The organism is Gordonia sp. CPCC 205515 (assembly GCF_048537925.1).
GTDB lineage: Bacteria > Actinomycetota > Actinomycetes > Mycobacteriales > Mycobacteriaceae > Gordonia.
The window spans coordinates 295,936-319,489 of sequence record NZ_JBCLVJ010000010.1 but is presented as its reverse complement, the minus strand read 5'-3'; the positions used below and the strand labels follow the sequence as shown (position 1 = coordinate 319,489).

18 protein-coding genes are annotated in these 23,554 nt (G+C 66.1%); 2 read left to right on the top strand and 16 right to left on the bottom strand.

The window, feature by feature from the left end:
• Positions 1-36 precede the first annotated feature (36 nt).
• From AAFP30_RS16520 to rplJ, 14 genes are all read right to left on the bottom strand, one after another.
• A complete protein-coding gene (locus AAFP30_RS16520) occupies positions 37-3,525 on the bottom strand; it encodes a DNA-directed RNA polymerase subunit beta (protein ID WP_419231045.1) in 3,489 nt (1,162 codons plus the stop codon).
• A gap of 373 nt (positions 3,526-3,898) precedes the next feature.
• Complete coding sequence (locus AAFP30_RS16515) at positions 3,899-4,972, bottom strand: hypothetical protein (RefSeq protein WP_419231044.1); 1,074 nt, start codon at positions 4,970-4,972, stop codon at positions 3,899-3,901.
• Positions 4,972-5,574 (bottom strand): hypothetical protein, encoded by a 603-nt coding sequence (locus AAFP30_RS16510; protein WP_419231043.1) that lies wholly within the window; start codon positions 5,572-5,574, stop codon positions 4,972-4,974. The genes AAFP30_RS16515 and AAFP30_RS16510 overlap by 1 nt, the downstream gene beginning before the upstream one ends.
• A gap of 58 nt (positions 5,575-5,632) precedes the next feature.
• Positions 5,633-6,877: an MCE family protein gene (locus AAFP30_RS16505; protein ID WP_419231042.1), complete on the bottom strand. Its 1,245-nt coding sequence runs from the start codon at positions 6,875-6,877 to the stop codon at positions 5,633-5,635.
• Positions 6,877-8,220: an MCE family protein gene (locus tag AAFP30_RS16500; protein ID WP_419231252.1), complete on the bottom strand. Its 1,344-nt coding sequence runs from the start codon at positions 8,218-8,220 to the stop codon at positions 6,877-6,879. Before AAFP30_RS16500 ends, AAFP30_RS16505 begins: the two co-directional genes overlap by 1 nt.
• Positions 8,221-8,273: 53 nt before the next feature.
• Positions 8,274-9,578, bottom strand: coding sequence for an MCE family protein (locus AAFP30_RS16495; RefSeq protein WP_419231041.1), 1,305 nt, complete (start codon positions 9,576-9,578; stop codon positions 8,274-8,276).
• Positions 9,575-10,666, bottom strand: a complete 1,092-nt coding sequence (locus tag AAFP30_RS16490) for an MCE family protein (protein WP_419231040.1) — start codon at positions 10,664-10,666, stop codon at positions 9,575-9,577. Before AAFP30_RS16490 ends, AAFP30_RS16495 begins: the two co-directional genes overlap by 4 nt.
• Before the next feature lie 3 nt (positions 10,667-10,669).
• Complete coding sequence (locus tag AAFP30_RS16485) at positions 10,670-11,752, bottom strand: MCE family protein (protein ID WP_419231039.1); 1,083 nt, start codon at positions 11,750-11,752, stop codon at positions 10,670-10,672.
• Positions 11,749-13,080: an MCE family protein gene (locus AAFP30_RS16480; RefSeq protein WP_419231038.1), complete on the bottom strand. Its 1,332-nt coding sequence runs from the start codon at positions 13,078-13,080 to the stop codon at positions 11,749-11,751. Before AAFP30_RS16480 ends, AAFP30_RS16485 begins: the two co-directional genes overlap by 4 nt.
• A gap of 4 nt (positions 13,081-13,084) precedes the next feature.
• The gene (locus AAFP30_RS16475) at positions 13,085-13,960 is read right to left on the bottom strand and encodes an MlaE family ABC transporter permease (RefSeq protein ID WP_419231037.1); all 876 of its coding nucleotides are present in this window, start codon (positions 13,958-13,960) and stop codon (positions 13,085-13,087) included.
• Position 13,961: 1 nt separating this feature from the next.
• Positions 13,962-14,768 carry an MlaE family ABC transporter permease gene (locus AAFP30_RS16470; RefSeq protein WP_419231036.1) on the bottom strand — a complete coding sequence of 269 codons (807 nt, stop codon included), beginning with the start codon at positions 14,766-14,768 and terminating at the stop codon, positions 13,962-13,964.
• Complete coding sequence (locus AAFP30_RS16465; protein ID WP_419231035.1) at positions 14,765-16,006, bottom strand: ABC transporter ATP-binding protein; 1,242 nt, start codon at positions 16,004-16,006, stop codon at positions 14,765-14,767. Before AAFP30_RS16465 ends, AAFP30_RS16470 begins: the two co-directional genes overlap by 4 nt.
• Positions 16,007-16,417: 411 nt before the next feature.
• On the bottom strand, positions 16,418-16,807 hold the full coding sequence (rplL, locus tag AAFP30_RS16460; RefSeq protein WP_419231034.1) for a 50S ribosomal protein L7/L12: 390 nt from the start codon (positions 16,805-16,807) through the stop codon (positions 16,418-16,420).
• Positions 16,808-16,879: 72 nt separating this feature from the next.
• Positions 16,880-17,404, bottom strand: a complete 525-nt coding sequence (gene rplJ, locus AAFP30_RS16455) for a 50S ribosomal protein L10 (RefSeq protein ID WP_419231033.1) — start codon at positions 17,402-17,404, stop codon at positions 16,880-16,882.
• A 289-nt stretch (positions 17,405-17,693) separates the two neighbouring features.
• Between rplJ and AAFP30_RS16450 the strand changes: the two genes are divergently transcribed.
• Positions 17,694-18,869, top strand: coding sequence for a glycoside hydrolase family 76 protein (locus AAFP30_RS16450; RefSeq protein WP_419231032.1), 1,176 nt, complete (start codon positions 17,694-17,696; stop codon positions 18,867-18,869).
• A gap of 163 nt (positions 18,870-19,032) precedes the next feature.
• Positions 19,033-21,060, top strand: coding sequence for a CocE/NonD family hydrolase (locus AAFP30_RS16445; RefSeq protein WP_419231031.1), 2,028 nt, complete (start codon positions 19,033-19,035; stop codon positions 21,058-21,060).
• A 169-nt stretch (positions 21,061-21,229) separates the two neighbouring features.
• Here AAFP30_RS16445 and AAFP30_RS16440 read toward each other — a convergent pair whose 3' ends face one another.
• Complete coding sequence (locus tag AAFP30_RS16440; RefSeq protein ID WP_419231030.1) at positions 21,230-22,522, bottom strand: methyltransferase family protein; 1,293 nt, start codon at positions 22,520-22,522, stop codon at positions 21,230-21,232.
• Positions 22,519-23,553: a hypothetical protein gene (locus AAFP30_RS16435; protein WP_419231029.1), complete on the bottom strand. Its 1,035-nt coding sequence runs from the start codon at positions 23,551-23,553 to the stop codon at positions 22,519-22,521. The genes AAFP30_RS16440 and AAFP30_RS16435 overlap by 4 nt, the downstream gene beginning before the upstream one ends.
• Position 23,554 lies beyond the last annotated feature (1 nt).

Genomic DNA, 23,554 nt, shown 5'->3' with positions numbered 1-23,554 from the left:
GCGGGGCCCAGTCTTCTGGTGTCTGGTCGGTGAGGGTCAGTTGGCGAGGTCGTCGACCGTGGCCGACTCGTTGCGCGACAGGTTGATACCCAGGTTCGCGGCAGCCCGCTCGAGGTCCTCGTCGTCGGTGTCGCGCATCTCGATGGCAGCACCGTCGGACGACAGCACCTCCACGTTGAGGCACAGCGACTGGAGTTCCTTGAGGAGCACCTTGAACGACTCGGGGATACCCGGCTCCGGGATGTTCTCGCCCTTGACGATCGCCTCGTAGACCTTCACGCGGCCGACCACGTCGTCCGACTTGATGGTCAGCAGCTCCTGCAGGGTGTAGGCGGCGCCGTAGGCCTGCATGGCCCAGCACTCCATCTCACCGAAGCGCTGTCCACCGAACTGCGCCTTACCGCCGAGCGGCTGCTGTGTGATCATCGAGTACGGACCGGTCGAACGCGCGTGGATCTTGTCGTCGACCAGGTGGTGCAGCTTGATGATGTACATGTAGCCGACCGAGACCGGGTACGGGAACGGCTCGCCGGAACGACCGTCGAACAAGGTCGCCTTGCCGTCGCCATTGACCATGACCTCGCCGTCGCGGTTGGGCAGCGTCGAGGACAGCAGTCCGGTCAGCTCCTCTTCCCGCGCGCCGTCGAAGACCGGGGTCGCCGTGTTGGTGTCGGGCTCCGCCGAGTACATGTCCTCGGGCAGCTTCGACGCCCAGTCCGGGACACCGCTGGCCACGTTGATGTTCCAGCCGGTCTTGGCGATCCACCCGAGGTGGGTCTCCAGGATCTGGCCGATGTTCATACGACGCGGCACACCGTGGGTGTTCAGGATGATGTCGACCGGGGTGCCGTCCGGCAGGAACGGCATGTCCTCGGCAGGCAGGATCTTGCCGATGACGCCCTTGTTGCCGTGGCGGCCGGCCAGCTTGTCGCCGTCCTGGATCTTGCGCTTCTGGGCCACGTAGACGCGGACCAGCTCGTTGACACCGGGGGCGAGATCGTCGTCGTCGTCGCGGCTGAAGACGCGGACGCCGATGACCTTGCCGGTCTCACCGTGGGGCACCTTGAGGGAGGTGTCGCGAACTTCGCGGGCCTTCTCACCGAAGATCGCGCGGAGCAGACGCTCTTCCGGGGTCAGCTCGGTCTCGCCCTTCGGGGTGACCTTGCCGACCAGGATGTCGCCGTCGCGGACCTCGGCACCGATGCGGACGATGCCGCGCTCGTCGAGATCGGCGAGCACCTCGTCGGAGACGTTCGGGATGTCCCGGGTGATCTCCTCGGCACCGAGCTTGGTGTCGCGGGCGTCGATCTCGTGCTCCTCGATGTGGATCGAGGTGAGCACGTCCTCCTCCACGAGCCGCTGGCTCAAGATGATCGCGTCCTCGTAGTTGTGGCCCTCCCACGGCATGATCGCGACCAGGAGGTTCTTGCCGAGCGCCATCTCACCGTTCTCGGTGCAGGGGCCGTCGGCGAGGACCTGGCCGGTCTCCACGCGCTGACCCTCGTCCACGATGGGACGTTGGTTGGCGCAGGTGCCGTGGTTGGAACGCGCGAACTTGCGCATCCGGTAGGTATCGCGGGTGCCGTCGTCGGCCATCACGGTGATGTAGTCGGCGGACACTTCCTCGACCACACCGGTCTTGCCGGAGACGACCACGTCACCGGCGTCGACGGCGGCACGCAGCTCCATGCCGGTACCGACCAGCGGCGACTCGTTGCGCACCAGCGGCACGGCCTGACGCTGCATGTTCGCACCCATCAGGGCGCGGTTGGCGTCGTCGTGCTCGAGGAACGGGATCATCGCGGTCGCGACCGACACCATCTGACGCGGCGAGACGTCGAGGTACTCGACCTCGTTGGCGCCGACGAACTCGACCTCCGAGCCCTTCTTCCGGACCAGGACGCGGGTATCGGTGATGTGACCGGCACCGTCGTAGTTGGTGTTGGCCTGGCCGATGAGGTAGCGATCCTCCTCGTCGGCGGTCAGGTACTTGATGTCGTCGGTGACGACACCGTCGGTGACCTTGCGGTACGGGGTCTCGATGAAGCCGAACGGGTTGACCCGCGCGTACACCGAGAGCGAACCGATCAGACCGATGTTCGGACCCTCAGGGGTCTCGATCGGGCACATGCGGCCGTAGTGCGACGGGTGGACGTCACGGACCTCGAGGCCGGCGCGCTCACGCGACAGACCACCCGGGCCCAGCGCCGACAGACGACGCTTGTGGGTCAGACCCGACAGCGGGTTGTTCTGGTCCATGAACTGCGAGAGCTGCGACGTTCCGAAGAACTCCTTGATCGCCGCCACGACGGGACGGATGTTGATCAGGGTCTGCGGGGTGATCGCCTCGACGTCCTGGGTGGTCATGCGCTCACGCACGACACGCTCCATACGCGAGAGACCGACGCGGATCTGGTTCTGGATCAGCTCGCCGACGGTCCGCAGGCGACGGTTGCCGAAGTGGTCGATGTCGTCGACCTCGACGGGCACCTCGACGCCACCGGGGACGGTCATGTAGGTGATGGTGTGCGGGTCGGCCTCGTGCAGACGCACCAGGTACTCGACGGTCGCGACGATGTCTTCCCGGGTGAGGGTCGACTCACCGACCATCGGGTTGGCGGTCAGGCCGAGCTTCTTGTTGACCTTGTAGCGGCCGACGCGGGCCAGGTCGTAGCGCTTGTCCTTGAAGAACAGGTTCTCCAGGAGGTTCTCCGCGGACTCCTTGGTCGGCGGCTCACCCGGACGCAGCTTGCGGTAGACCTCGAGCAGCGCCTCGTCCTGGTTGGCGGTGGTGTCCTTCTCCAGGGTCGACATCATGATCTCGGAGAAGCCGAAACGCTCGGTGATCTCCTCGCCGGTCATGCCGAGCGCCTTGAGCAGCACGGTGACCGACTGGCGACGCTTGCGGTCGATGCGCACGCCGACGGTGTCGCGCTTGTCGACGTCGAACTCCAGCCATGCGCCACGACCCGGGATGACCTTGACGGTGTGCAGGGTCTTCTCGGTGGTCTTGTCGATGTTGGAGTCGAAGTAGACGCCGGGGCTACGGACCAGCTGGCTCACCACGACACGCTCGGTGCCGTTGATGATGAAGCTGCCCTTGTCGGTCATGATCGGGAAGTCGCCCATGAAAACGGTCTGCGACTTGATCTCACCGGTGTTGTTGTTGATGAACTCCGCGGTGACGAACAACGGCGCCGCGTAGGTCATGTCCTTGTCCTTGCACTCATCGACGGAGGCCTTGACCTCGTCGAAGTGCGGATCAGAGAACGAGAGCGACATCGAACCGGAGAAGTCCTCAATGGGGGACAGTTCGTGGAGGATGTCCTCGAGGCCGCCGGTCGGGTTGTCGTCACCGCGGGCGATGGCCTTGGCTCGCCACTCGGGAGACCCGACGAGCCACTCGAATGAATCGAGTTGCAGATCGAGGAGGCCTGGGACCTCCAGCGGCTCGCTGATCTTTGCAAAAGACGCGCGATGAGGCGCGCCCGGAATGGTTGAGGTGGACTGGCGGTCGAGTGCCAAGATGCGTCCTTCCAACACGAAGTGTTCTACCTAGCTCGGTGTGGCTTGATGGGCCGTTCGCTGGTGACACCTGAATCCGGAGATCACCCACGAGCACACACAAAGCAAAGGTGGCTTGAGGAAGGATCGGAAGATGGACAGGAGGCAGCCAGCGCAACGTCCAACTGTAGCAGAAAGTAGACGCACTTTGTCAAGTCACGTCTGAAACGATTTCGCGCTGGTGGCTGCCTTCGCGTCGATCGTTGGTCACAGACTGGCCCGCCGAGGCGGTTTCGTCAAGCGCTACGCGCGATTTTCTCTGATATTCGCGGTGCTGATGAAACCAAGTGGTCGGCCGGCCCGATTTATCGAGGTAGTTGGGCCCGCGAGGGCGTCAGAGGTCGAGGACCTCGGCGATGAGCCACTGATCCCCGTGCTTGACCATGTTCACCTGATAGCGCGGCGAGATCGACTGGGTGGCGATGCCGTTCTGCGAGCCCGACACGATCATCGTCGCGACGAGCTGGGCGGTCGCGCCGTCGTCGGAGCCCGACATGTTCTGCACCCCGAGCGCATCCATCCTGCAGTCGTTCTTCGCCTTGGCCTGCGTCAGCGCATCCTTCTGCGCCTTGATCAGCTCGTTGAACTGTTCGAGGGCCTTGCCGGTCAGCACGGTCTTGGTCTTGCCCGACCACGCGTCGAAGTTCTGCTCGGTGGTGGCGTCCGCGGAGTTGGCCTGACACAGCTTCGTCGACGCCTGCGACGTCAACTCGGTGGTGCCCGCCTGATCGATGAACGCCTTGTTCGGCCCGATCTTGGCACCCGGATGCAGGCCCGCGATCAGCGCGAACAGCGCCAGGACCGCGGCCACGCCGCCGAGCACGTAGAGCGTCGTGTTGCCGAAGCCGGACCAGGAACGGCCGGGTTTGCCGGCCGTGTCGATCTTCGACGCTCCCCCCGCAGCGGACTGGGCTGGCGCCTCGTTGCCCGGCCGCAGTGTCGACACCCGCGCCACCGGGCGTGTCTTGCCCGTCGGCTTCGTCATGTCGACGGCTGTCTCGCCCGTCTCAACCGTGTCCGTCTCAACCACATCGGTCTGGACCACGTCGGTCTCAACCGGATCGGTCTGGACGTCCGGCTGGATCACGTCCGTCGAGTGGGCATCGTTTCCAGTCGACTGGGCGCTATCGACAGAATCTCGGGCGCCGTCGACGGGATCGGGGGCGCTGTCGACGCGATCCTGGGCGCCGTCAACGCGATCGGGGGCGCTGTCAACGCGATCGGGGGCGCTGTCAACGCGATCCTGGGCGCTGTCGACGGGATCTTGGGCGCTGTCGACGGGATCGGGGGCGCCGTCGACGGGATCGGGGGCGCCGTCGACGGGGGCGCCGGGGTGGGGACGCCCCGCGACGCGGCGGGTGACGGGACGCGAGGATTTCCGACGCGGCGGTCGAGCGTTGGCGGCCATCAGTTCCCTCCCCCGGCGCTCGGCGCAGTGGACGACTCGGCGACCGACTGGTCGAAGCTCATCGCGTCGAGCGGTGCGATGTCCTCGGCCTTCCAGTCGTCGCCGACCTTGGTCATCGATACCGAGAAGCCCATCGTGCGGGTGACGCCGGCCTCGTTCTCCCGCTTCGACGTCGCGGCGACGAACACGAGCACCTTGGCCTTCTCGTCGTCGGCGTTGACCTCGGTCGGTGCGCTGCGCACGAGTCGTGAGGTCAGCGACGCGGCCTGCGGTCCGGCCTCGGTGATCATCGAGTTGAGGTTGGTAACGTCCTGCTGGCTGATCTGGTCCTTCGCCTTGCCGGTCAGCGATGCGTCGACGCGGCGCTTCCAGTCGGCGGTGTTCTTCGGGTCGACCGTGGTGACGTTGATGATCGCCTGCTCGGCCCCGGCGACCGCGCCATCGCGCGTCGACTGGATCGGCTTGTCCACGAAGTACGCCTGATACCCGCGGTAGCCGAACCAGACCGCGCACACCGCGGCCACGATCACGGCGAGAACCGCGAGCACGCTGGCAACCACGCGGCCGGTGGAACTGGCTGCGGAAGTGTTACTACTCGTCATCGGCCGTCACTGTATCGGTCGCCACTGAGAAGAACCCAAATCGTCAGATCACTCGAGATCACTTAGGACGCACTCCCAACAGGAAGGCCATCTGACGTGCGAGGGGATTCAGGTTCAACTTGTCCGGGTCCTTTTTCGGGGTGTTGTCCCACGGCTGCGGGTATGCCGGGTTCGCGAGTTCCGCGCGTTTCGCACCGCGCACACTCGTCGGGTTACCCACCGGCACCGTGCACTGCGCCTGCGTGTTGAACGGGAAGTCGTCGTAGTTGATGTCGAAGCTGGGGTTCTCCCGCTTCATCTTGCGGATCATCTCGTTCGTCGACTCGTAGCCGCGGGTACAGGCAGGCGGGTTGTTGGTCTCGAGCACGATGCCGAAGTGGATCTGTCCATCCCCCGGTGCCGGCGAAGCACTACCTGCCGAGAGCGCCGACAGCATCGCGAACGTCGCAGACGTGGCATATCCGGCCGGCTGGATGGTGCGCGCCACCTCGGCGAGTTGCCCGACGACCTTCGAGATGTCGCCGCCACTCTGATCAAGTAACGCCGAGATCTGGGTGGCCGACGCGGTACCGGTGGTCAGGAGCCGACGCAGATCCGGGTCCGACGACGCCAGCGTCGCGGTCACCACGTCCAGATTCCGCGACCAGGTCAGGATCTCGTCGGACTGCTCGGCCTGCGTGGAGAGCACGACGTCGGAGTTCTGCAGCAGCGAGATCGTCTGGCCGAGATTGTCGTACCCGGCTCGCGACAGCTTCGACAGCGAGTCGATCAGTCGGGTGAGGTTGTCGGCCTGTCCGTTGAACGCCTTACCCAGTTCGGTGACCACCGTGTTCAGGTCGTCGATCGGGATCGACGAGGTGAAGTCGATCGCCGACGACACCACGTCCTCCAGCGGCGGCGGCACCGATGTCTTGGTGATGACCGACCCGTTCGACAGGTACGGGCCCGCCGACGACGTCGGCTGCAGATCGACGAACTGCTCGCCGATCGCCGACCGGTTGGCGACCACCGCGGTGGCCGACGACGGGATCTGCGGCCCCGACGAGTTGAGGTCGAGCGCCACGTCGACGCCGGTCTTGGTCAGCGTCATCTTGCCGACCCGACCCACCGGCACACCCTGATAGGTGACCTCGGCGTTGGTGAAGATGCCGCCCGACGTGTCGTCGAACTGTGCGGTCACCGTGTACTGGTTCAAGCCGAACAGTTTGTCGAGGCGGGCGTACTTCGCGCCGACGTACACGATGGCGAGCACCCCGACGATGATGAACACGATCAGCTGGATACGCGCGGTCTTCGTCAACATCAGCGCGCTCCGATCATGCTCATGGGTCCGTCCAGGAACGTCTGCCCCGGCTTGGGCGGCGGCATCAGCGTGTACTGGCCTTGCTCGGGTTTGGTCGCCGAGGGTTTGGCCGTCGCCGACGCCGGTGCCCTGGTGCTGCCGGCGGCCGGATTCATCGGATATGTGCCACCCGACGGCGGCGTATTCGGCCCCGGCCGCGAGTTCGGCGCCGGCGGCAGCAGGGTGATGGTCGGCCAGCCGTAGCGCGGACCGTTGCTGCCGATGTACGGGTTCTGCGGGTCGACGGGCACGTATTTACGGGCCGGCGGCGAGTACCGCGGTGTCCCCTGCCCGACGCCGAGCGCCTCGAGCTGGTTGAGCACCCGCAGGTCCAGCGTCATGAACAGGTTCGTCGAATCACCATGCACCGCAGGCAGAATCCAGTCCGGGAACGGGATCGTCAGCATCAGCGGCGCGGCCGTGATCAGGTCCGGGGTGGCCTTGGCCAGCTGTGCCAGCACCGGACGCAGCGCCTTGAGGTCGGTGATCAGCGCGTCGCGGGACTTGGTGAGCACGTCGGTGCCGACCTGTCCCAGCGTGTCGAGCTTGGTCAGCAGGTCGACGAATTGCGGTCGCTGCTCTTCGAGCACCGCCACACCGGCCGGCAACTCCTTCAGGATGCGTTCGATCTGCGTCTTCTGATCCGCGGCGCGAGTGGACAACTTCGCCAGCCCGTCGATCGCGTTGATGATGTCGTCGCGCTGCCGGTTGAGCTGGGTGATCAGCTGCGACGAGTTCTCGAGCAGGCTCCGGACCACCGGGCAGTCGGTGCCCTTCGGCGCCACCTCGCATGGCTCGTCGGTCGATCCGGCGAGCGCCTTGTTCAACTCGGTGACGATCGGCTGGAGCTGGTTGAGTCCGCCGCCGTTGAGCAGCATCGACAGTGCGCCGAGGACCTGCTCGATGTCGGTGGCGGTGCGGGTGCGCGAGACCGGGATCGGTTCGGCTGGGTTCTGCCGCGGCAGGGACTGACTGTTCGGCGGTTCGGTCAGTGCGACGAACTTCTCGCCGAGCAGCGAGGTCTGCTGCACCGCGGCACCGGCCTTGTCGGACAGGTCGATCTCGTTCTGCACCTTGATCTTGACCTGCGCGAACCACTGCCCCTGCGGCACCTCGACCGACTCGACGCGGCCGACCGGGATGCCGTCCTTCTTGACCATCGACTGCGGCACCAGATCGAGGACGTCCTCGAACTGAATCTGGTACGTGCGTGCATTATCGCCGGTGTCGACGCCGCCGGGCAGCGGGATCGACTGGATGCCGTTGCTGCCACACCCGGCGACCGCCAGCACCGCGGCCACCATGCCACCCGCAAGCAAGACTCGAATCGACCTGCGGGACAGGAAGTTACCCATCGTCAGTTACCACCCGTCGGCGGTTGGGAGGGTTTCGGCGTCGGCGTCGGACCGACCTGCAGGTTCGGATCCGGGTTGCCCGGGTTGGTGCCCGGCGCCGGATACTTCTGCAGCTTGTTGTTGCTCATGATGCCGAACGGCAGCACCGGCAACACCGGTTCGAGCACACCCTGCTGGATCTGCTGGCCGATGTCCTCGCAACGGGTGATCAGCGGACTCAGCGTGGTGCTGAACTGCTTGGCCGCCGGATTACCCGGCAGCAACTTCCCGAGATCGAGCAGACGACACTGCGCACCGATCAGATCCTGCAGATCGGGGATCGTCAGGTGCATCGCGAGCGTGCCCGACTCCGCGTCGTAGGCGTTGATCAGGTTGTTGATGGTCACCGGCAGGACGGTCAGGATCTCCTTGAGGTGATTCTTGTTGTCCAGCAACGCCTGGGTCGTCGGCTGCAGGTCCTTGACGGTCTGCCCGATCTGGTCGCGGTTGTCCTCGACGAAGGTCGCGACGTCACCGAGCGCGAACGACAGTTTGTTCAGCGCGGTCGCCAGCTGGGTGCGTTCACCTGCCAAGAACTGGTTGAACGACGCCATCTGGGTGTTGAACTGCCGCACCTGCGCGTCGTTCTCCCGTAGTGCGCCGACGAACACGTTGAGGTTCTTGATGGTGTCGACGAGGTTACCGCGGGAGTCCGACAGGGTCGTCGCAGCCTTGGAGAGCTGCTCGATCGTCGTGCCGAGCTTCGCCCCGTTGCCGCGGAGGTTGTCAGCGCCGGTGGTGATGACATCGCTGACCGCGCCGTCGGCGTTGGCGCCCTCGGGTCCGAGTGCCGTCGACAGCTTCTGCACGCTCGCGTAGATCTGGTCGACCTCGACCGGAACCATCGTCTGGTCCTTCGAGAGCGTGATGTCGCGCGGCGCCTTGGGTCCACCGGAGTAAGCCGGGGTCAGCTGAACGTACCGGTCGGCGACGACGGACGGGATGATCTGCACGGCCCGCACGTCGGCGGGCAGGTCGATACCCCGGTCGACGGTCATCGTCACCTTGACGTTCTCGCCCTGCGGGGTGATCGAGTCGACCTTGCCGACCGCCACCCCGAGGACCCGCACGTCGGAGCCTTCGTAGATGCCGACGCTGCGCGCGAAGGTCGCAGTGATCTTGGTGGTGCCGACGAAGGAGAAGGCCCACCAGAGGGCTGCGGCCAGGATCAGCGCGAGGATCAGGCCGATCACCAGCAGCACGATGTGCCGCGGCGTGAACCAGCGGCCGGGGCCGGAGGTCTGGGTGAGGTCGGGTGCGGTGGTCATCCGCCGGCCTCCGTTCCGCCGATGTTGAGTTGCTTCTTCATGTTGGGCGGCCGAGTGGTGTTCTGCTGCGGCAGCGCCGGCGGCAGCAGGTTGGTCACCACGTTCTCGAACCAGCGGCCGTTACCGAGGACGTTGGCGTAGAGACGGTAGAACGGCGCCATGTAGGTGATGGTCTGACGCAGGTTCTCGTTCTGCTTGGTCAGCAGCGTCGTCACACCCTTGAGTGAGTCGAGCGCGGGCCCGATCTGCTCTTCGTTGTCGCGGACGATGCCGGTCAGCGCCGTCGAGAGGGTCGTCGTGCTGGCGAGCAGTTGCGAGATGCTCTGCTGGCGGTTGTTGAGTTCGTCGAGCAGCTGTCCCGCCCCGGCGATCAGCCGCACGAACTCCTGGTTGCGGTCGGCGAGGATCTTCGACGTCGTCTTGGTCGCGTCGAGGAGATGCTGGACCTCCTGGTCGCGGCTGGCGATCGTCGCCGAGAGCCGGGTGATGCCGTCGAGCGCCGGTCCCATGTCGCCCGCGGTGCCGGAGAACGCGTCGGACAGGGTCCGTAACGACGTGGCGAGCTGATCGGTGTTGAGGTCCTCGATCTGGGTGGAGGCGTCGGAGAACGCCTCGATGACGTCGTAGGGCGAGACGGTGTCGGTGAGTGGCACATCTGGGTCCGCGGGCTGGCTGCCACGCGGGTTGAGCGCCAGGTACTTCTGGCCGAGGATCGTCTTGATCTGGATCGACGCCTGCGTCTGGTCACCGATCCAGGTGTTGGTGACGCGGAACTTGACGTCCACGCGGTCGCCGTCGAGCTCGACCGCGTCGACCGCGCCGACCTTCACCCCGGCCACCCGTACCTCGGCGCCCGGCTTCAGTCCGGCGGCCTCGGTGAACTTCGCGGTGTAGCGCGCGGCGGCACCGATCAGCGGCAGCGAGGTCAGATAGAACGACGACACCGCCAACATCAAGATCACCAGGATGCCGATCGCACCGATGCTGACCGGACTCCGGCGGCCGGCGAACCGGCGGCTCGGATGTGCCGGTTTCGGCGGCGCCTGCTCCGACGCGTCGTCGCGCCGGGAATCGTTATCGTCAGCCACTGGTCAGCCACCCGGCCTTTCGTCTTTCCAGCAGCGGGTGGCCGCACTGGTGTAGAGCACGTGGTTGATGTCGGGTAGCGGGATCAGCGGCTGCGTCAGCAGCGTCGATTTGCCGTTACCGGCGACGACGTCGATGCCGCACAGATAGAACTGGAACCACGAACCGAACGACGCGGCCCGGCCGATCTTCTGCAGCTTGATCGGCAGGTTGGTCAGGATCTGCTCGACGTCCGCATCGCGGGCGTTGATCTGGTCGCTCACTGCCTTCAGCCCGGCGATGTCGCCTTGGATGGCCGGGCGGGTCGGACCGAGGATCGACGCAGTCACCGTCGTCAGCTTGGACACCGAGGTGATCGCCGAGCCCACCGATCCGCGTTGCGCGGCCAGCCCGGTCACCAGTTGTTCGGTGTTGTCGAGCAGCGAGGTGAACTGGTCGTCGTGCTTGTTGACGGTGTCGAGCACGGTGGACAGGTTGGTGATGAGTTCCCCGATCACCGCGTCGCGGTCGGCGATCGCGTTGGTCAGGTCGGCGGTGCTGCTGACCAGTTGCGAGACGGTACCGCTCTCCCCCTGGAAGACCTTGATGATCTCTTCGGACAGCGTGTTGACGTCCTCGGCGGAGAGCTGCCGGAACAGCGGCTTGAACCCGTTGAACAACTCGGTGAGGTTGACCGCCGGATGGGTGTCCGGGTCCTGCGGATTGGTGCCGAAGGTGTAGCCGGTGTTCACCGTCTTGGTCGGGTCGCCGGCACCGCGTTCGAGCGCCAGGTAGCGCAAACCGGTGAGGTTGCGGTAGCGGATGTAGAGCTGGGTGCCCTGCGGCAGCTGGTCGCGGTCGATGTTGAACTTGACCATCGCCTGACTGCGGTCATAGACCGCGACGTCGGTGACCTGCCCGACGCGCACACCCGCGATGCGGACGTCGTCGCCCTTGTTGAGCAGCGCGGCGTCGGAGAACACCGCCTGGTAGTCGCTTTCACCGTCGCCGCCCGCGTTGGCGATCGTCAGCGCGAGCAGGCTCGTCGCGACCACGGTGATGACCGCGAACGTGATGAGTTTGATCAGCGGTCCGGTGATGGATTTCATCGGATGGTGACCTGCGCTCCCTGTAGCGATGCGCCGCCGATCATGGCGACCCAGGTCGGCACCTTTTCCGGGTCGACGCCGGTCGGGGCGCCGTAGATGACCTTCAGCTGCTTCACGTAATCCGGATCGTCGAATGCGTTGGGCCGGATCGTGCCTGCCGGGGTCGCCGAGAACTGCGGTTGCGGCAGCGTCGGCATGGTCCGCGGACCGGGGTTGCGCGACGGCGGCTGATACGACCCGTCGGCCAAGCTGCCACCGGGGTACTGCGGGAAGGGACGGCCGTTGGTGGCCGGTTCGTAGCAGACCGCGGGCGGATCGGTGTCGAAGAGCCGCGGCTCGTCCTGGTTGGGCAGATAGCGACCGCGCGGGTTGGCGAACGAGAGGTTCACGTGCACGCCGGGGTTCTTGGTGCCCTCACCGACGATCACCCGCGATTCCGGGATCAGCGCCGCGAAGTTCTTGAACGTGCAGGTGAAGGTGGGTGACTGCTTGGCCAGACCCACCAGGTACGGCTCCGAGTCGACGGCGAGGTCGATGAGGTTGGTGCCGTTCTGCTGCAGGAACGCGGTCAGGTCGGTCGTGGCGACACCGACCGTCGAGATCAGGGTCCGCAGGTCGGCCTGCCGCTCGACGAGGGTGTTGCCGGTGACGCGCAGGTTGTCGAGGGCGTCGATGACGTCGGGCAGCGCCTGCGAGTAGGTCTGCGAGAAGCTGGCCAGTCCGCGCAGCGTGCCCTCGAGGGCGGGCATGTTGTCGGTGACCCGGCCGAAGATGGTGTTGAGCTCGTCGAAGGTGACGCCGAGCTGGTCGCCGCGACCCGACAGCGCCTGCGACAGCGACGTCAGGGTGACGTTGAGATCCTGCGGCGGGATCGCCTTCAGGACGGGCAGCAGGTCGTCGAACAGATCCTGCACCTCGCGAGCGTTGCCGCTCTGGTCGGTCTGGATGGTGTCGCCGGTCGACAGCGTCGGACCCGAGGTGTCCTCGGGGACCTGCAGCGCGACATAACGTTCACCGAACAGGGTCTTCGGCAGGATGCGGGCCGTCGTCGAGACCGGCAGCTGATCGGCCATGTCGGGACTCAGGCCCAGGGTGACCGCAACCGTGCCGTCGGGCGCGGGCGCCACATCCCGGACCTGCCCGACGATGACGCCACGAGCCTTGACGTCGGCGTTCTCGGGCAGCGCGTTGCCGGTGGAGTCGGTCTTGAGGGTCACGTCGGTGAAGCTGGTGAAGTCGTCGTTGAACTTCATCACGGTCACCGCCAGGAACAGCGCGACCACCAGGAAGAACGCCAGGCCGAGGAGCCGGCGGCGCAGGACCGTCATCGACTCAGCCCCCCACTCTGACAGTGGTGGTGGTCCCCCAGATCGCGAGGCCGAGGAAGAAGTCGAGGACGGCGATGAGAACGAGTGCGGCACGTACGGCGTGTCCCACGGCCACGCCGACACCGGCCGGTCCGCCGGACGCGTAGTAGCCGTAGTAGCAGTGCACCAGGATGATGACGAACGCGAAGACCAGCACCTTGCCGAACGACCACAGCACGTCGGCGGGTGGCAGGAACAGGTTGAAGTAGTGGTCGTAGGAGCCGCCCGACTGCCCGTTGAACACGGTGGTGATCACCCGGGAGGCGAGGTAGGCCGAGAGCAGTCCGAGGACGTACAGCGGGATGACGGCGATGAAGCCGGCGATCACACGGGTGCTGACCAGGAACGGGATCGACGGCACGGCCATCGATTCCAGGGCGTCGATCTCTTCGGAGATGCGCATGGCGCCGAGCTGGGCGGTGAAGCCACAGCCGACCGTCGCCGACAGCGCGAGCCCCGCGACCAGCGGCGCGACCTCTCGGGTGTTGACGTAGGCGGAGAGGAAGCCGGTCAGTGCCTGGGAGCCGATCTGGTCGAGCGCCGAATACCCCTGCAGTCCGACGACGACGCCGGTGAACCCGGACATCAAAATCATCACGCCGACCGTGCCGCCGATGACCGCGAGTCCGCCGGACCCGAAGGCGACCTCGGCGAGCAGCCGCAGCACCTCACGGGTGTAGTGCACGAGGGTCCGCGGAATCCAGCCGAGCGTACGTCCGTAGAAGGACATCTGTTCGCCGGCACCGTCGAGCACCTTGAGCGGTTTGCCCGCCCATTTGCGCACCTCGTACCAATAGTACTCGGGACGCGACTTCGCGATCGTCACTCCACCCTCGGACAAGCTAACTCCCCTTCGGCGGAACGATCTGCAGGTAGACCGCGGTGATGATCAGGTTGGCCAAGAACAGCAGCAGGAACGTGATGACGACGCTCTGGTTGACCGCGTCACCCACGCCCTTCGGCCCGCCCTTCGGGTTGAGGCCCTTGTAGGCGGCCACCACGCCGGCGAGCACACCGAAGATGGCGGCCTTGAACGTGGAGACGTAGAGGTCGGGTAGCTGGGCGAGCGCACCGAACGACGCCAGGTAGGCGCCCGGCGTGCCGCCCTGCACGACGACGTTGAAGAAGTAGCCACCACCGATGCCGACGACGGCGACCAGGCCGTTGAGCAGCATCGCGACCAGCACCATTGCCAGCACGCGTGGCACGACGAGCCGCTGGATGGGGTTGATGCCGAGCACCTCCATCGCGTCGATCTCCTCGCGGATGGTGCGGGAGCCGAGGTCGGCGGCGACCGCCGACCCGGCCGCACCGGCGATGAGGAGCGACGTGACCAGCGGTGATCCCTGCTGGATGACGACCAGAACGCTGGCCGCACCGGTGTACGACTCGGCGCCGAGTTGCTTGATCAGCGAGCCGGTCTGCAGGGAGACGATGGCGCCGAACGGGATCGCGATCAGTGCTGTCGGCAGGATCGTGACGCTCGCGATGAACCAGGCTTGTTGGATGAACTCCCGTAACTGGAACGGGCGCACAAACGACTGGCGTGCGACATCGACGAACAGCTGCACGATATTGCCGGTCTGGGCCAGTGCACCCGTTCCGGCCTGCGCGATCCGGTCAACGCCACGCGTGGTGGCACTGCTCATCCTCGGCGGCTCCGTGTGTCGTTGTATTGCTGCTGGCCGGACTGGATCGGCTGGGTGTCGCCGTCGGGCACTTCCCAGCTCTGAGTGGGTGTGTCACTGCCGGCGAAGTCGTCGGCGGGGGTGATGTTGTGCTGTTCGGCGTTCGACCACTCACCCTGTTGCTGGTCGGAGTAGTTCTGATCGTCGTAGTTCTGATCGTCCTGGCCGGGGACCGACCCGTTGTTGACCGCTTCCTGGGCTTCGGCGCGGATGCGGTCTTCCTCTTCCATGGACTCTCGGATTGCGCGCTGGGCGTTCTCCGGCAGGCTCGGCAGCAGTTCCAGGACACGTTCGCGATGCCGGGCGATGGCCTTGCGTTCGGGCATACCCGGGTTCGGCTGAACCTGCGGGATGATCTCGGAGAAGTCGTCCTTGGTACCACCACCGGAGATACCCGCGGCCTGCATCGCCGCCTCCTGCGCGGCAACGGCCTCGTCCTTCTCCTCCGACATACCGATCGGACCGAACCGGTCACCGGAGAGGAACTGCTTGACCACCGGCTGCTCGGACGTCAGCAGCTGCTCGCGCGGCCCGTACATGACCAGTTCCTTGCGGAAGAGCATGCCGATGTTATCGGGGATGGTCCGGGCGATGTTGATGTTGTGCGTCACGATCAGGATCGTCGCGTCGATCTGCGCGTTGATGTCGATCAGCAACTGGCTGATGTAGGCGGTACGCACCGGGTCCAGACCCGAGTCCGGCTCGTCGCACAGGATGATCTGCGGGTCGAGCACCAGGGCCCGCGCCAGACCGGCGCGCTTGCGCATACCGCCGGAGATCTCGCCCGGGAGTTTGTCCTCGGCACCGGCCAGACCGACCAGGTCGATCTTTTCCATCACGATGTCGCGGACCTCGTTCTCCTTCTTCTTCGTGTGCTCACGAAGCGGGAACGCGATGTTGTCGTACAGCGACATCGAGCCGAACAGCGCGCCGTCCTGGAACAGCACACCGAACAGCTTGCGGATCTCGTAGAGCTCCTTGGCCGAACACTGCGTGATGTCGGTGCCGTCGATGATCACCGACCCCTGCTCCGGATGCAGCAACCCGATCAGGGTCTTCAGGAACACCGACTTACCGGTACCCGACGGACCCAGCAGTGCAGACACTTCCCCCGCCGGCAACGTCAACGAGACGTCCCGCCAAATGTTCTGCGACCCGAACGACTTCGTCAGGTTCTCGACGCTGACCTCAACACCCACGGCATCCTCCCAGACATTCGCTGCCCCCCCTGCGGCGGTCGGTGCGACCACACACGAACTTGGCGACATTGTGGTTGGGGTCACTCTAACCGACCACCACCCACAACCACATACAGCGACGCCGTGGTTCTGGACGGTTGACCCGCTCCCCCGAGCTGCGGTCCCGCCAGAACCGGCTTACTCGCCGGTAACTTGTTCGCGCGGATGAGCGTATCCCATGCCACCGACAAAGCAAAGTGCACCCTCGATCACACCTCCCGGAGACACGACAATGGCCCGTGGGCTGTACCCACGGGCCATTGTGACGCGCAACTTCCCCGATCCCTGAGGTGCGCTAGCCGAGTCCCCCCGATCCCTGAGGTGCGAGGAGCGCTAGCGACGAGCCTCGAAGGGCTCGTAACCAGAAGCGTCTTACTTGACGGACACCGAAGCGCCGGCCTCTTCGAGCTTGGCCTTGGCAGCCTCAGCGGCTTCCTTGTCGACCTTCTCCAGGATCGGCTTCGGAGCACCCTCGACGAGGTCCTTGGCTTCCTTGAGGCCCAGGCCGGAGACGATCTCACGAACGACCTTGATGACCTGGATCTTCTTGTCGCCGGCACCCTCGAGCACGACGTCGAACTCGTCCTGCTCGGCAGCAGCCTCGGCGCCGGCAGCAGCCGGAGCACCGGCAGCGGCGACGGCGACCGGAGCGGCAGCGGTGACCTCGAAGACCTCTTCGAACTTCTTCACGAAATCGCTGAGCTCCAGCAGGGTCAGTTCCTTGAACTGATCGATGAGCTCGTCAGCGGTGAGCTTCGCCATGGTGGCGTCCTTCCTGTAGTCCCCTTGCGGGGGTAATCGTGCATCCCCGCAAGAGGGGATAGCTTGTGCGGCTTATTCGCCGGCTTCGTTCTTCTTTTCCTGCAGGGCCGCGGCGAGACGCGCCACCTGCGAGGCCGGCTGATTGAACAGACCGGCAGCCTTTGCCAAGTTGCCCTTCATGGCACCGGCGAGCTTGGCCAGCAAAACCTCACGGGTCTCCAGGTCGGCGATCTGTTCGATCTCGGACACGGACAGCGCGCGGCCGTCCATGTACCCGCCCTTGACCACGAGAGCTTTGTTGTCCTTGGCGAAGTTCTTGATCGCCTTCGCGGCCACCACCGGCTCGCCTTCGATGAAGGCAATCGCGGTAGGACCGGTGAACAGCTCGTCGAGCCCCTCCACGCCCGCCTCAACGGCGGCACGCTTCACCAGGGTGTTCTTGGCGACGGAGTAGGTTGCACCCTCACCGAGGGAACGTCGCAATTCGGAGATCTGCTTGACAGACAGGCCACGGTATTCCGTGACGACCGCTGCCGTGGAGCCCTTGAATTGCTCCGAGATCTCCGCAACTGCGGCGACCTTGTCGGACTTGGCCATACTTCGCCTCCTCTCTCATCACTGGAGTTGGTCGTATCCGACCACAACCGAGAGGAGCGAACGTCATCAGAAATGACAAACGCCCCGGCACACAGAAAGGCACGGGGCGTGAAGTGTCGCGCGGACGCGACCGATCAACCTCGTTCTCCCTGCGTGGGCCGCCTCCGCACACCGTCACCGGTATGGTGGAGGACCTTCGATCGGGATGACTCCCGACGACCGACGGTCTCTGGTCGAACCGATACGACACACGGTTGTGTGTCACACCGAGGAGTTAATGTACCGGACCGTGGGTGAGCAATCCAAATCGCGACCTGCAGCGATGATCGCGAACGACCGGGCGGCCGCCGCGGCGCGCGCAATCGTCGACCGGCATCTGCATCGGATGCTGTGGTTGCCGGGCACCCGGCTCGCGGCGGTGTCCTGGCCGTCACGACCGATCATCGGCCGGTTCGGCATGTGGCACTACTGGTGGCACGCGCATCTGGTCGACGTGCTCGTCGACGCCGGGATCAACCGTCCCGATACGGCCATCACCGACGTCGTCCGACGACTCCTCCGGGGCATCCACCTGCGCAATCTGGGCCGCTGGACGAACAGCTACTACGACGACATGGCGTGGCTCGGACTGGCCGTCGAGCGCGCCGACCGGCACCTGGGCCTCGAACACGCTCGGGCACAGCACGCGCTGACCGGTCAGATGCTCGACGCCTGGGTGCCACAGCTGGGTGGCGGCATTCCGTGGCGCAAGGCCGACCTGTTCTTCAACGCCCCGGCCAACGGTCCGGCGGCGATCCTGCTCGCCCGCACGGGACACGTCGAGCGGGCTGCGGCGATGGCCGACTGGCTCGACGCGACGCTGATCGACCCGACGTCGCACCTGGTCATCGACGGAGTCAAACCCCGGGCACCTGACGCGCCGGCCGAGCGGGTGACCGCGATCTACACCTACTGCCAGGGCGTTGTCTTGGGCACCGAACTCGAACTGCTGCGACGCACCGGAGAGGCGGTGCACGCCGAGCGCATCGACCGACTACTGACCGCGGTGGAGTCCCGGTTGTGTCCCGACGGCGTCGTCCCCGGCGCCGGCGGGGGCGATGGCGGCCTGTTCATGGGGGTGCTGGCCCGCTACCTGGCGTTGATCGCGACCGATCTGCCCGCCGGCGTCGACGGTTCCGATGACCTACGGCGTCGGGCGGCACGTCTGGTGGTCACGAGCGCACAGGCGGCGTGGGACACCCGGGCCGAGACCGCAGCGGGTCCGGTGTTCTCCGCAGACTGGCACGCGCCCGCTGCGACGCCCCGCGATTCCGGAGCAAAAGCGCAGTTCATCGGGGGTGCGGTGTCGTCCTCGGAGCTGCCCGAGCGGGATCTGTCGGTGCAGTTGTCGGGCTGGATGGTGCTGGAAGCGGCGGCTCGCATTGCGCTGGGGTTACGAGAGTATGTCCAAACCGAGCCCCCCTAGTTAGCAATCCGCAATCTGCGCTCAGCTATCGTCGTCAGGCGGGTGATGAACGCCACAAGGTGCGTTGCGTCACCCGCTCCGACACGACAGTGCCGGGTGACGAGTCGGCGTTGGTGCCCTCGCAAGTGCGGTGGTGCAGACGCCGGAGGCAGGGTGATGCACCGTGACGTACCAGTTGGACGCTACTGCAGGTGGGGCCGCACGACAGCCACGACGTGAGCGTGTTGCACGACCGATCTCCGCGCCGAAGTTCGGCGCGCTTCCCCTCGGGGATCCCACCGGCGGCGCCGACGCCATCCGCTGGCGTGAACAGGTCGACGGCAAGCAGCTGTATCCGCGCGTTTCCATCGACCGCGACGTCACCCTGACGATGAGCGACGGCGTGCGACTGCGGGCCACCGTGATCCGCCCCGCCAACCGGTTCGGTCAGACCGTCCTCACCCCCTACCCCACCGTCGTCAACATCAACCCGTACAACCGGGCGGCCATCGACTTCCTCGACCAGACCCTCCACGCCCCGGTGCTCGGCAAGGCGCTGGCGTCTGCGTCGCGATCGATCGACGGCACCGGAACCGCGCTCGAAGGTCTCACCACGCTGACCCAGACGCTGGCCGGCGGCGTATTCGACGTCTTCGGCATCAACCGCAACCTGGTGCGCAGCGGCTACACCCAGGTCATCGTCGACGTCCGCGGCACCGGCGCCAGCCAGGGCAAATGGCAGATTCTGGGCGGCCGGGAGCAGCAGGACTCGGTGGAGATCATCGAGTGGGTCGCCGAGCAGGAGTGGTGCAACGGCGCGGTCGGCCTGGCCGGCTGGTCGTACTCGGCGATCAACTCGCTACAGGCCGCCGACAAGCGCCCACCCGCACTCAAGGCGGTCTTCGCCGTCGAGGGCTGCGACGACATCGTCCGCGACATCTACATCACCGGCGGCATGCCGTCCGCGTTCATCCCGGCGTGGCTGTCGGTGGTCAACCTGCTCAAGTGGGTGCCCAATCCGGCCAACGTGGTCCGCGACGTCGCCAGCGGCGACGCCCTGCGCTGGATGGTGGACCGCGTCAAGTCGCCGGCCACCGAGATCCCGTCGCTGCTGTGGGGCTTCCTCACCGCCCGCGACGACCGCATCTTCGACGACCCCTACTTCGATGAGCGCGACCCGCTGGTCGACCAGATCGAGGTCCCGACATTCACCGTCGGCGCCTGGCACGACCTGTTCGGCCGCAGCGCCACCGGCGTCTACGAGCGGCTGCAGATGGAACCGGGCCGCAAGCAGATGGTCGTCGGCGACGGCTACCACTTCGACGTCGGCTCCGGGTACGGCGGCAAGTTCGCGCCGCCGCGACTCGACGTGCTCGAACGCGCCTGGTTCGACCGCTGGCTCAAGGGACATCGCAACGGTGTCGAGTACTACGGCCCGGTGACCATGCTGCAGCAGGGCGGTGCGTGGACGTCGGGGCCGAGTTTCCCGCGTCCCGGTGTGCACCCGCAGCGGCTCTACCTCAACGACGTGTCGTCGGGCAGCGCCGAGCACTGTGTACATGACGGCTCGCTGACCACCGAGCCGGTCGACAGGCTCTCGTCACTGGACGTCCGCGCCGACATCCGCGGTGCCATGTCGCGGGACATGACCCAGGTGACCGCCGGCGGCGCGATGGTCCTCGGCCGGGCCTTCACCAGTGATGCCCGTTTCCAGGAGCGCGGCGGCCTCTCGTTCACCACCGAGCCGGTCACCGAGTCCACCACCATCAGCGGCGCCATGAATCTGCGCCTCAACGTGGCGACCACCGCGCACGAGGCGATCTGGGCGGTCACCGTGAACGACGTCGCCCCCGACGGCACGTCGACGGTGCTCACCAACGGCGCGCTGTCGTCATCGAACCGGGCGCTGGACCCGTCGTCGTCGAAGTACGCGTCCGACGGCAGCCTGCTCTCGGCGCACCATTATCTGTCCCGCAAGCGCAAGCTGCCGGTCCCCGCCGACGAACCAGTGCGCATCGATGTCGACCTCGTCCCGACCGACGCCGTCCTCGAACCCGGTCACCGTCTACGCGTCGACGTCTATGCCGCCAGCTTCCCGCGGTACCTGACCGTGGTGCCCGACCTCATCAAGGCCCGCGGCCGTCGCCAGCGCCTGGTCCTCGACCCGCACCACCCCAGCTACCTCACCTTCTGCTCCGGCGGCGCCTGGTAATCACCCACAGCGTCGGCATTCCGCCGTACCCAGATAGCGCGCCCCAAAAGCGTTGACAGCGCCTCAAATTTCATTGACGGCGCCCGTCCATCCTCGAAAAATCGACGTCACCCCACAGCCACGGGCGCCGTCAATGAAATTTGGGGCGCTGTCAACGCAACTCCCGGCGTCAGCCGGCCTCACGCACCACCTCCCATGGTCCACCCCCAGCCGCATCCACGAGCACCTGCAGCGCATGCCCAATACCCGGCAGTGCGACAATCCACCCAACGACGGCCCACACCAGATTCAGGTGCGTGACCGCCATCCCGAACGCACGCACTCCGTCGTACCGAATCACCGATGACTCATACCGCATGCGCCGCAACGGCTTCCCATAGTCCTCGGCATCGAGCACCTCCAGCCCGATCGGACGCCGCTCGACGATCCACGCGGCCAGGTCACTGCACGGGTCGCACCCGCGGGCGAGGTACACCCGGCGAGGGACCTCCGATTCGATCGGCCGCCACCGCGGCCACCATGCACGCACCTGCTTCCGGTATGCCGCCCAGGAGTCACCGAATCGCGTTCCCAGCGAATCATTTTCGACGTACGCGGCGAGCCCCGACGAGAACGCCGCCGCCACCACCGCGGCCCCGGCCAACGCCGGCAGCCACAGCATCCACGCGAGCAACAGCAGAATCACCGTGCCGCACAACTGCATCGGGTTCGCGACGTACGCGTACGGCCCGGAGGTGACCAGCCGCGACGGCGGGTCCCACGGATACGGCGTGCCACCGTGTCGCGCGAACTCCATGACCGCCACCAATGCCACCAGCGCCACCAGACCGATCAGCTGCACGACGACGACGTCGACCGCCCCACCAACGCCAGACCACACCTGCGCGAAAGACCGCCCCGCCAACTCGATCGCCACCGCCGGAATCGCCACCAGCAACAACGCCGCAAACAGGACCACCTGCATCGCCACTCGGACCCGCAACCACCGTCGATCCGTCGTCATCCAGGCCAGCAGCATCCCCGGGATCAAACATGCACCGACGGCAAGCACCTCGCCGATCCACCACTGCGGCGCCAACCGCACTGCGGGCGCCAGCATCGGCATCACGAACAGATCGAGCACCACGAGTCCGATCACCGCATACAGGGTCGGCACCCACCGCGCCGCGAGTACCGGAACGAGCGACCACAGCACCGCCCAGCCGAGCACCACATCGACCGGCAACCCGAACAGTGTTGCCCCACTGGTCCCGAACGACCACCACCCGGCGGCGACGGCCACCGCATTCACCGTCGTCAATCCGATCAGATTCCACAGCAACGCCAGCACCGCGGCCCCGCGACGTCGCACATCGGGTACCGCCCACCACAGCAGCGCCGCGACGATCACCGGGACCATCACCACCAACGCACGGATGGCCGCGACGTCGAGCCACGATCCCAGCGTCGGCACCGCACTCACGAGTGCCCCGCATGGGACATCGAATCCCGCTGCGCACCAGACACATCCACGGTGCGAATCAGATAGTCGGCGGCCCGCGACGTGACCACACGCTCGATCGGATCGAAATACCATGCGGGCGAGAGCAACCGGGTGTATCCGAGTTCCCACCGCACCCGCGTGTGCCCGGCGTCCGCCGCTTCCCAACTGACTCGGATCTGCCGCCAGCGCAGCCACGTCGCGATGGGTGTCGTGTCGCCGACAGGTGTGAACGTGACCGACGTCGGGGTGCGGGCACTCACGGCCAGCGTCAGCGCGGACCCGACGGTGCCCCAATGATGTTGTGCCATCGGCCCATGTCGATGGTGCGCGCCGGAGAACCGGATCACCCGCTGCGCGCCGACCTCGAGGCCGCCACCGGAATCGGCGACCGGCGCCGGGAACCCGATCGCCAACACACCGCCCGGGGCAACGGAATCAAACCGCAAGGGCGCGGCCAGCGCAGCACCGACCCGGTCGGCGGGCAGGTCGACGACCCGACTCGCCGACACCGTCGCATCGCCGGGCACCGTCAGCCACGACGCGGTCCCCTCCAACGCCATCAGCACGAGCAGTGCGGGCAGGACGAACGCTGCAGGCCCGGGTTGTCGTCGCTCACGGGCTCGGGCCACCACGGTCACGCCGACATAGACGAACAGGTAGAAGATCGGCGCCGCGAGCAACACACAGCAGGCGCCTTCTCCGAGTACCGGGATGGACAGCAACAGCAGAATTGTCGTCACCTTGAGAGCCATGCCTGCCGGCTTGCGGGCGGGTGAACTCAGGGTCAGGATGACCGCCAACACGATGGGGATACCGACGTAGAGCGCCGCCGACTGCCCCAGACCGCTGTCCTTGAGGAAGTGATACAACCCAAATCCCACCCCGAACGCGACGATCGCACCGGCCACCGTCCACTGCGCCGACGTCGGCCGATACCGGCTCGGTTCGGCGTCGGCGGAATCGGCATCCGACGGCTGCTGTTCATCACTGCCCTCTGGCGGTTCGACCACG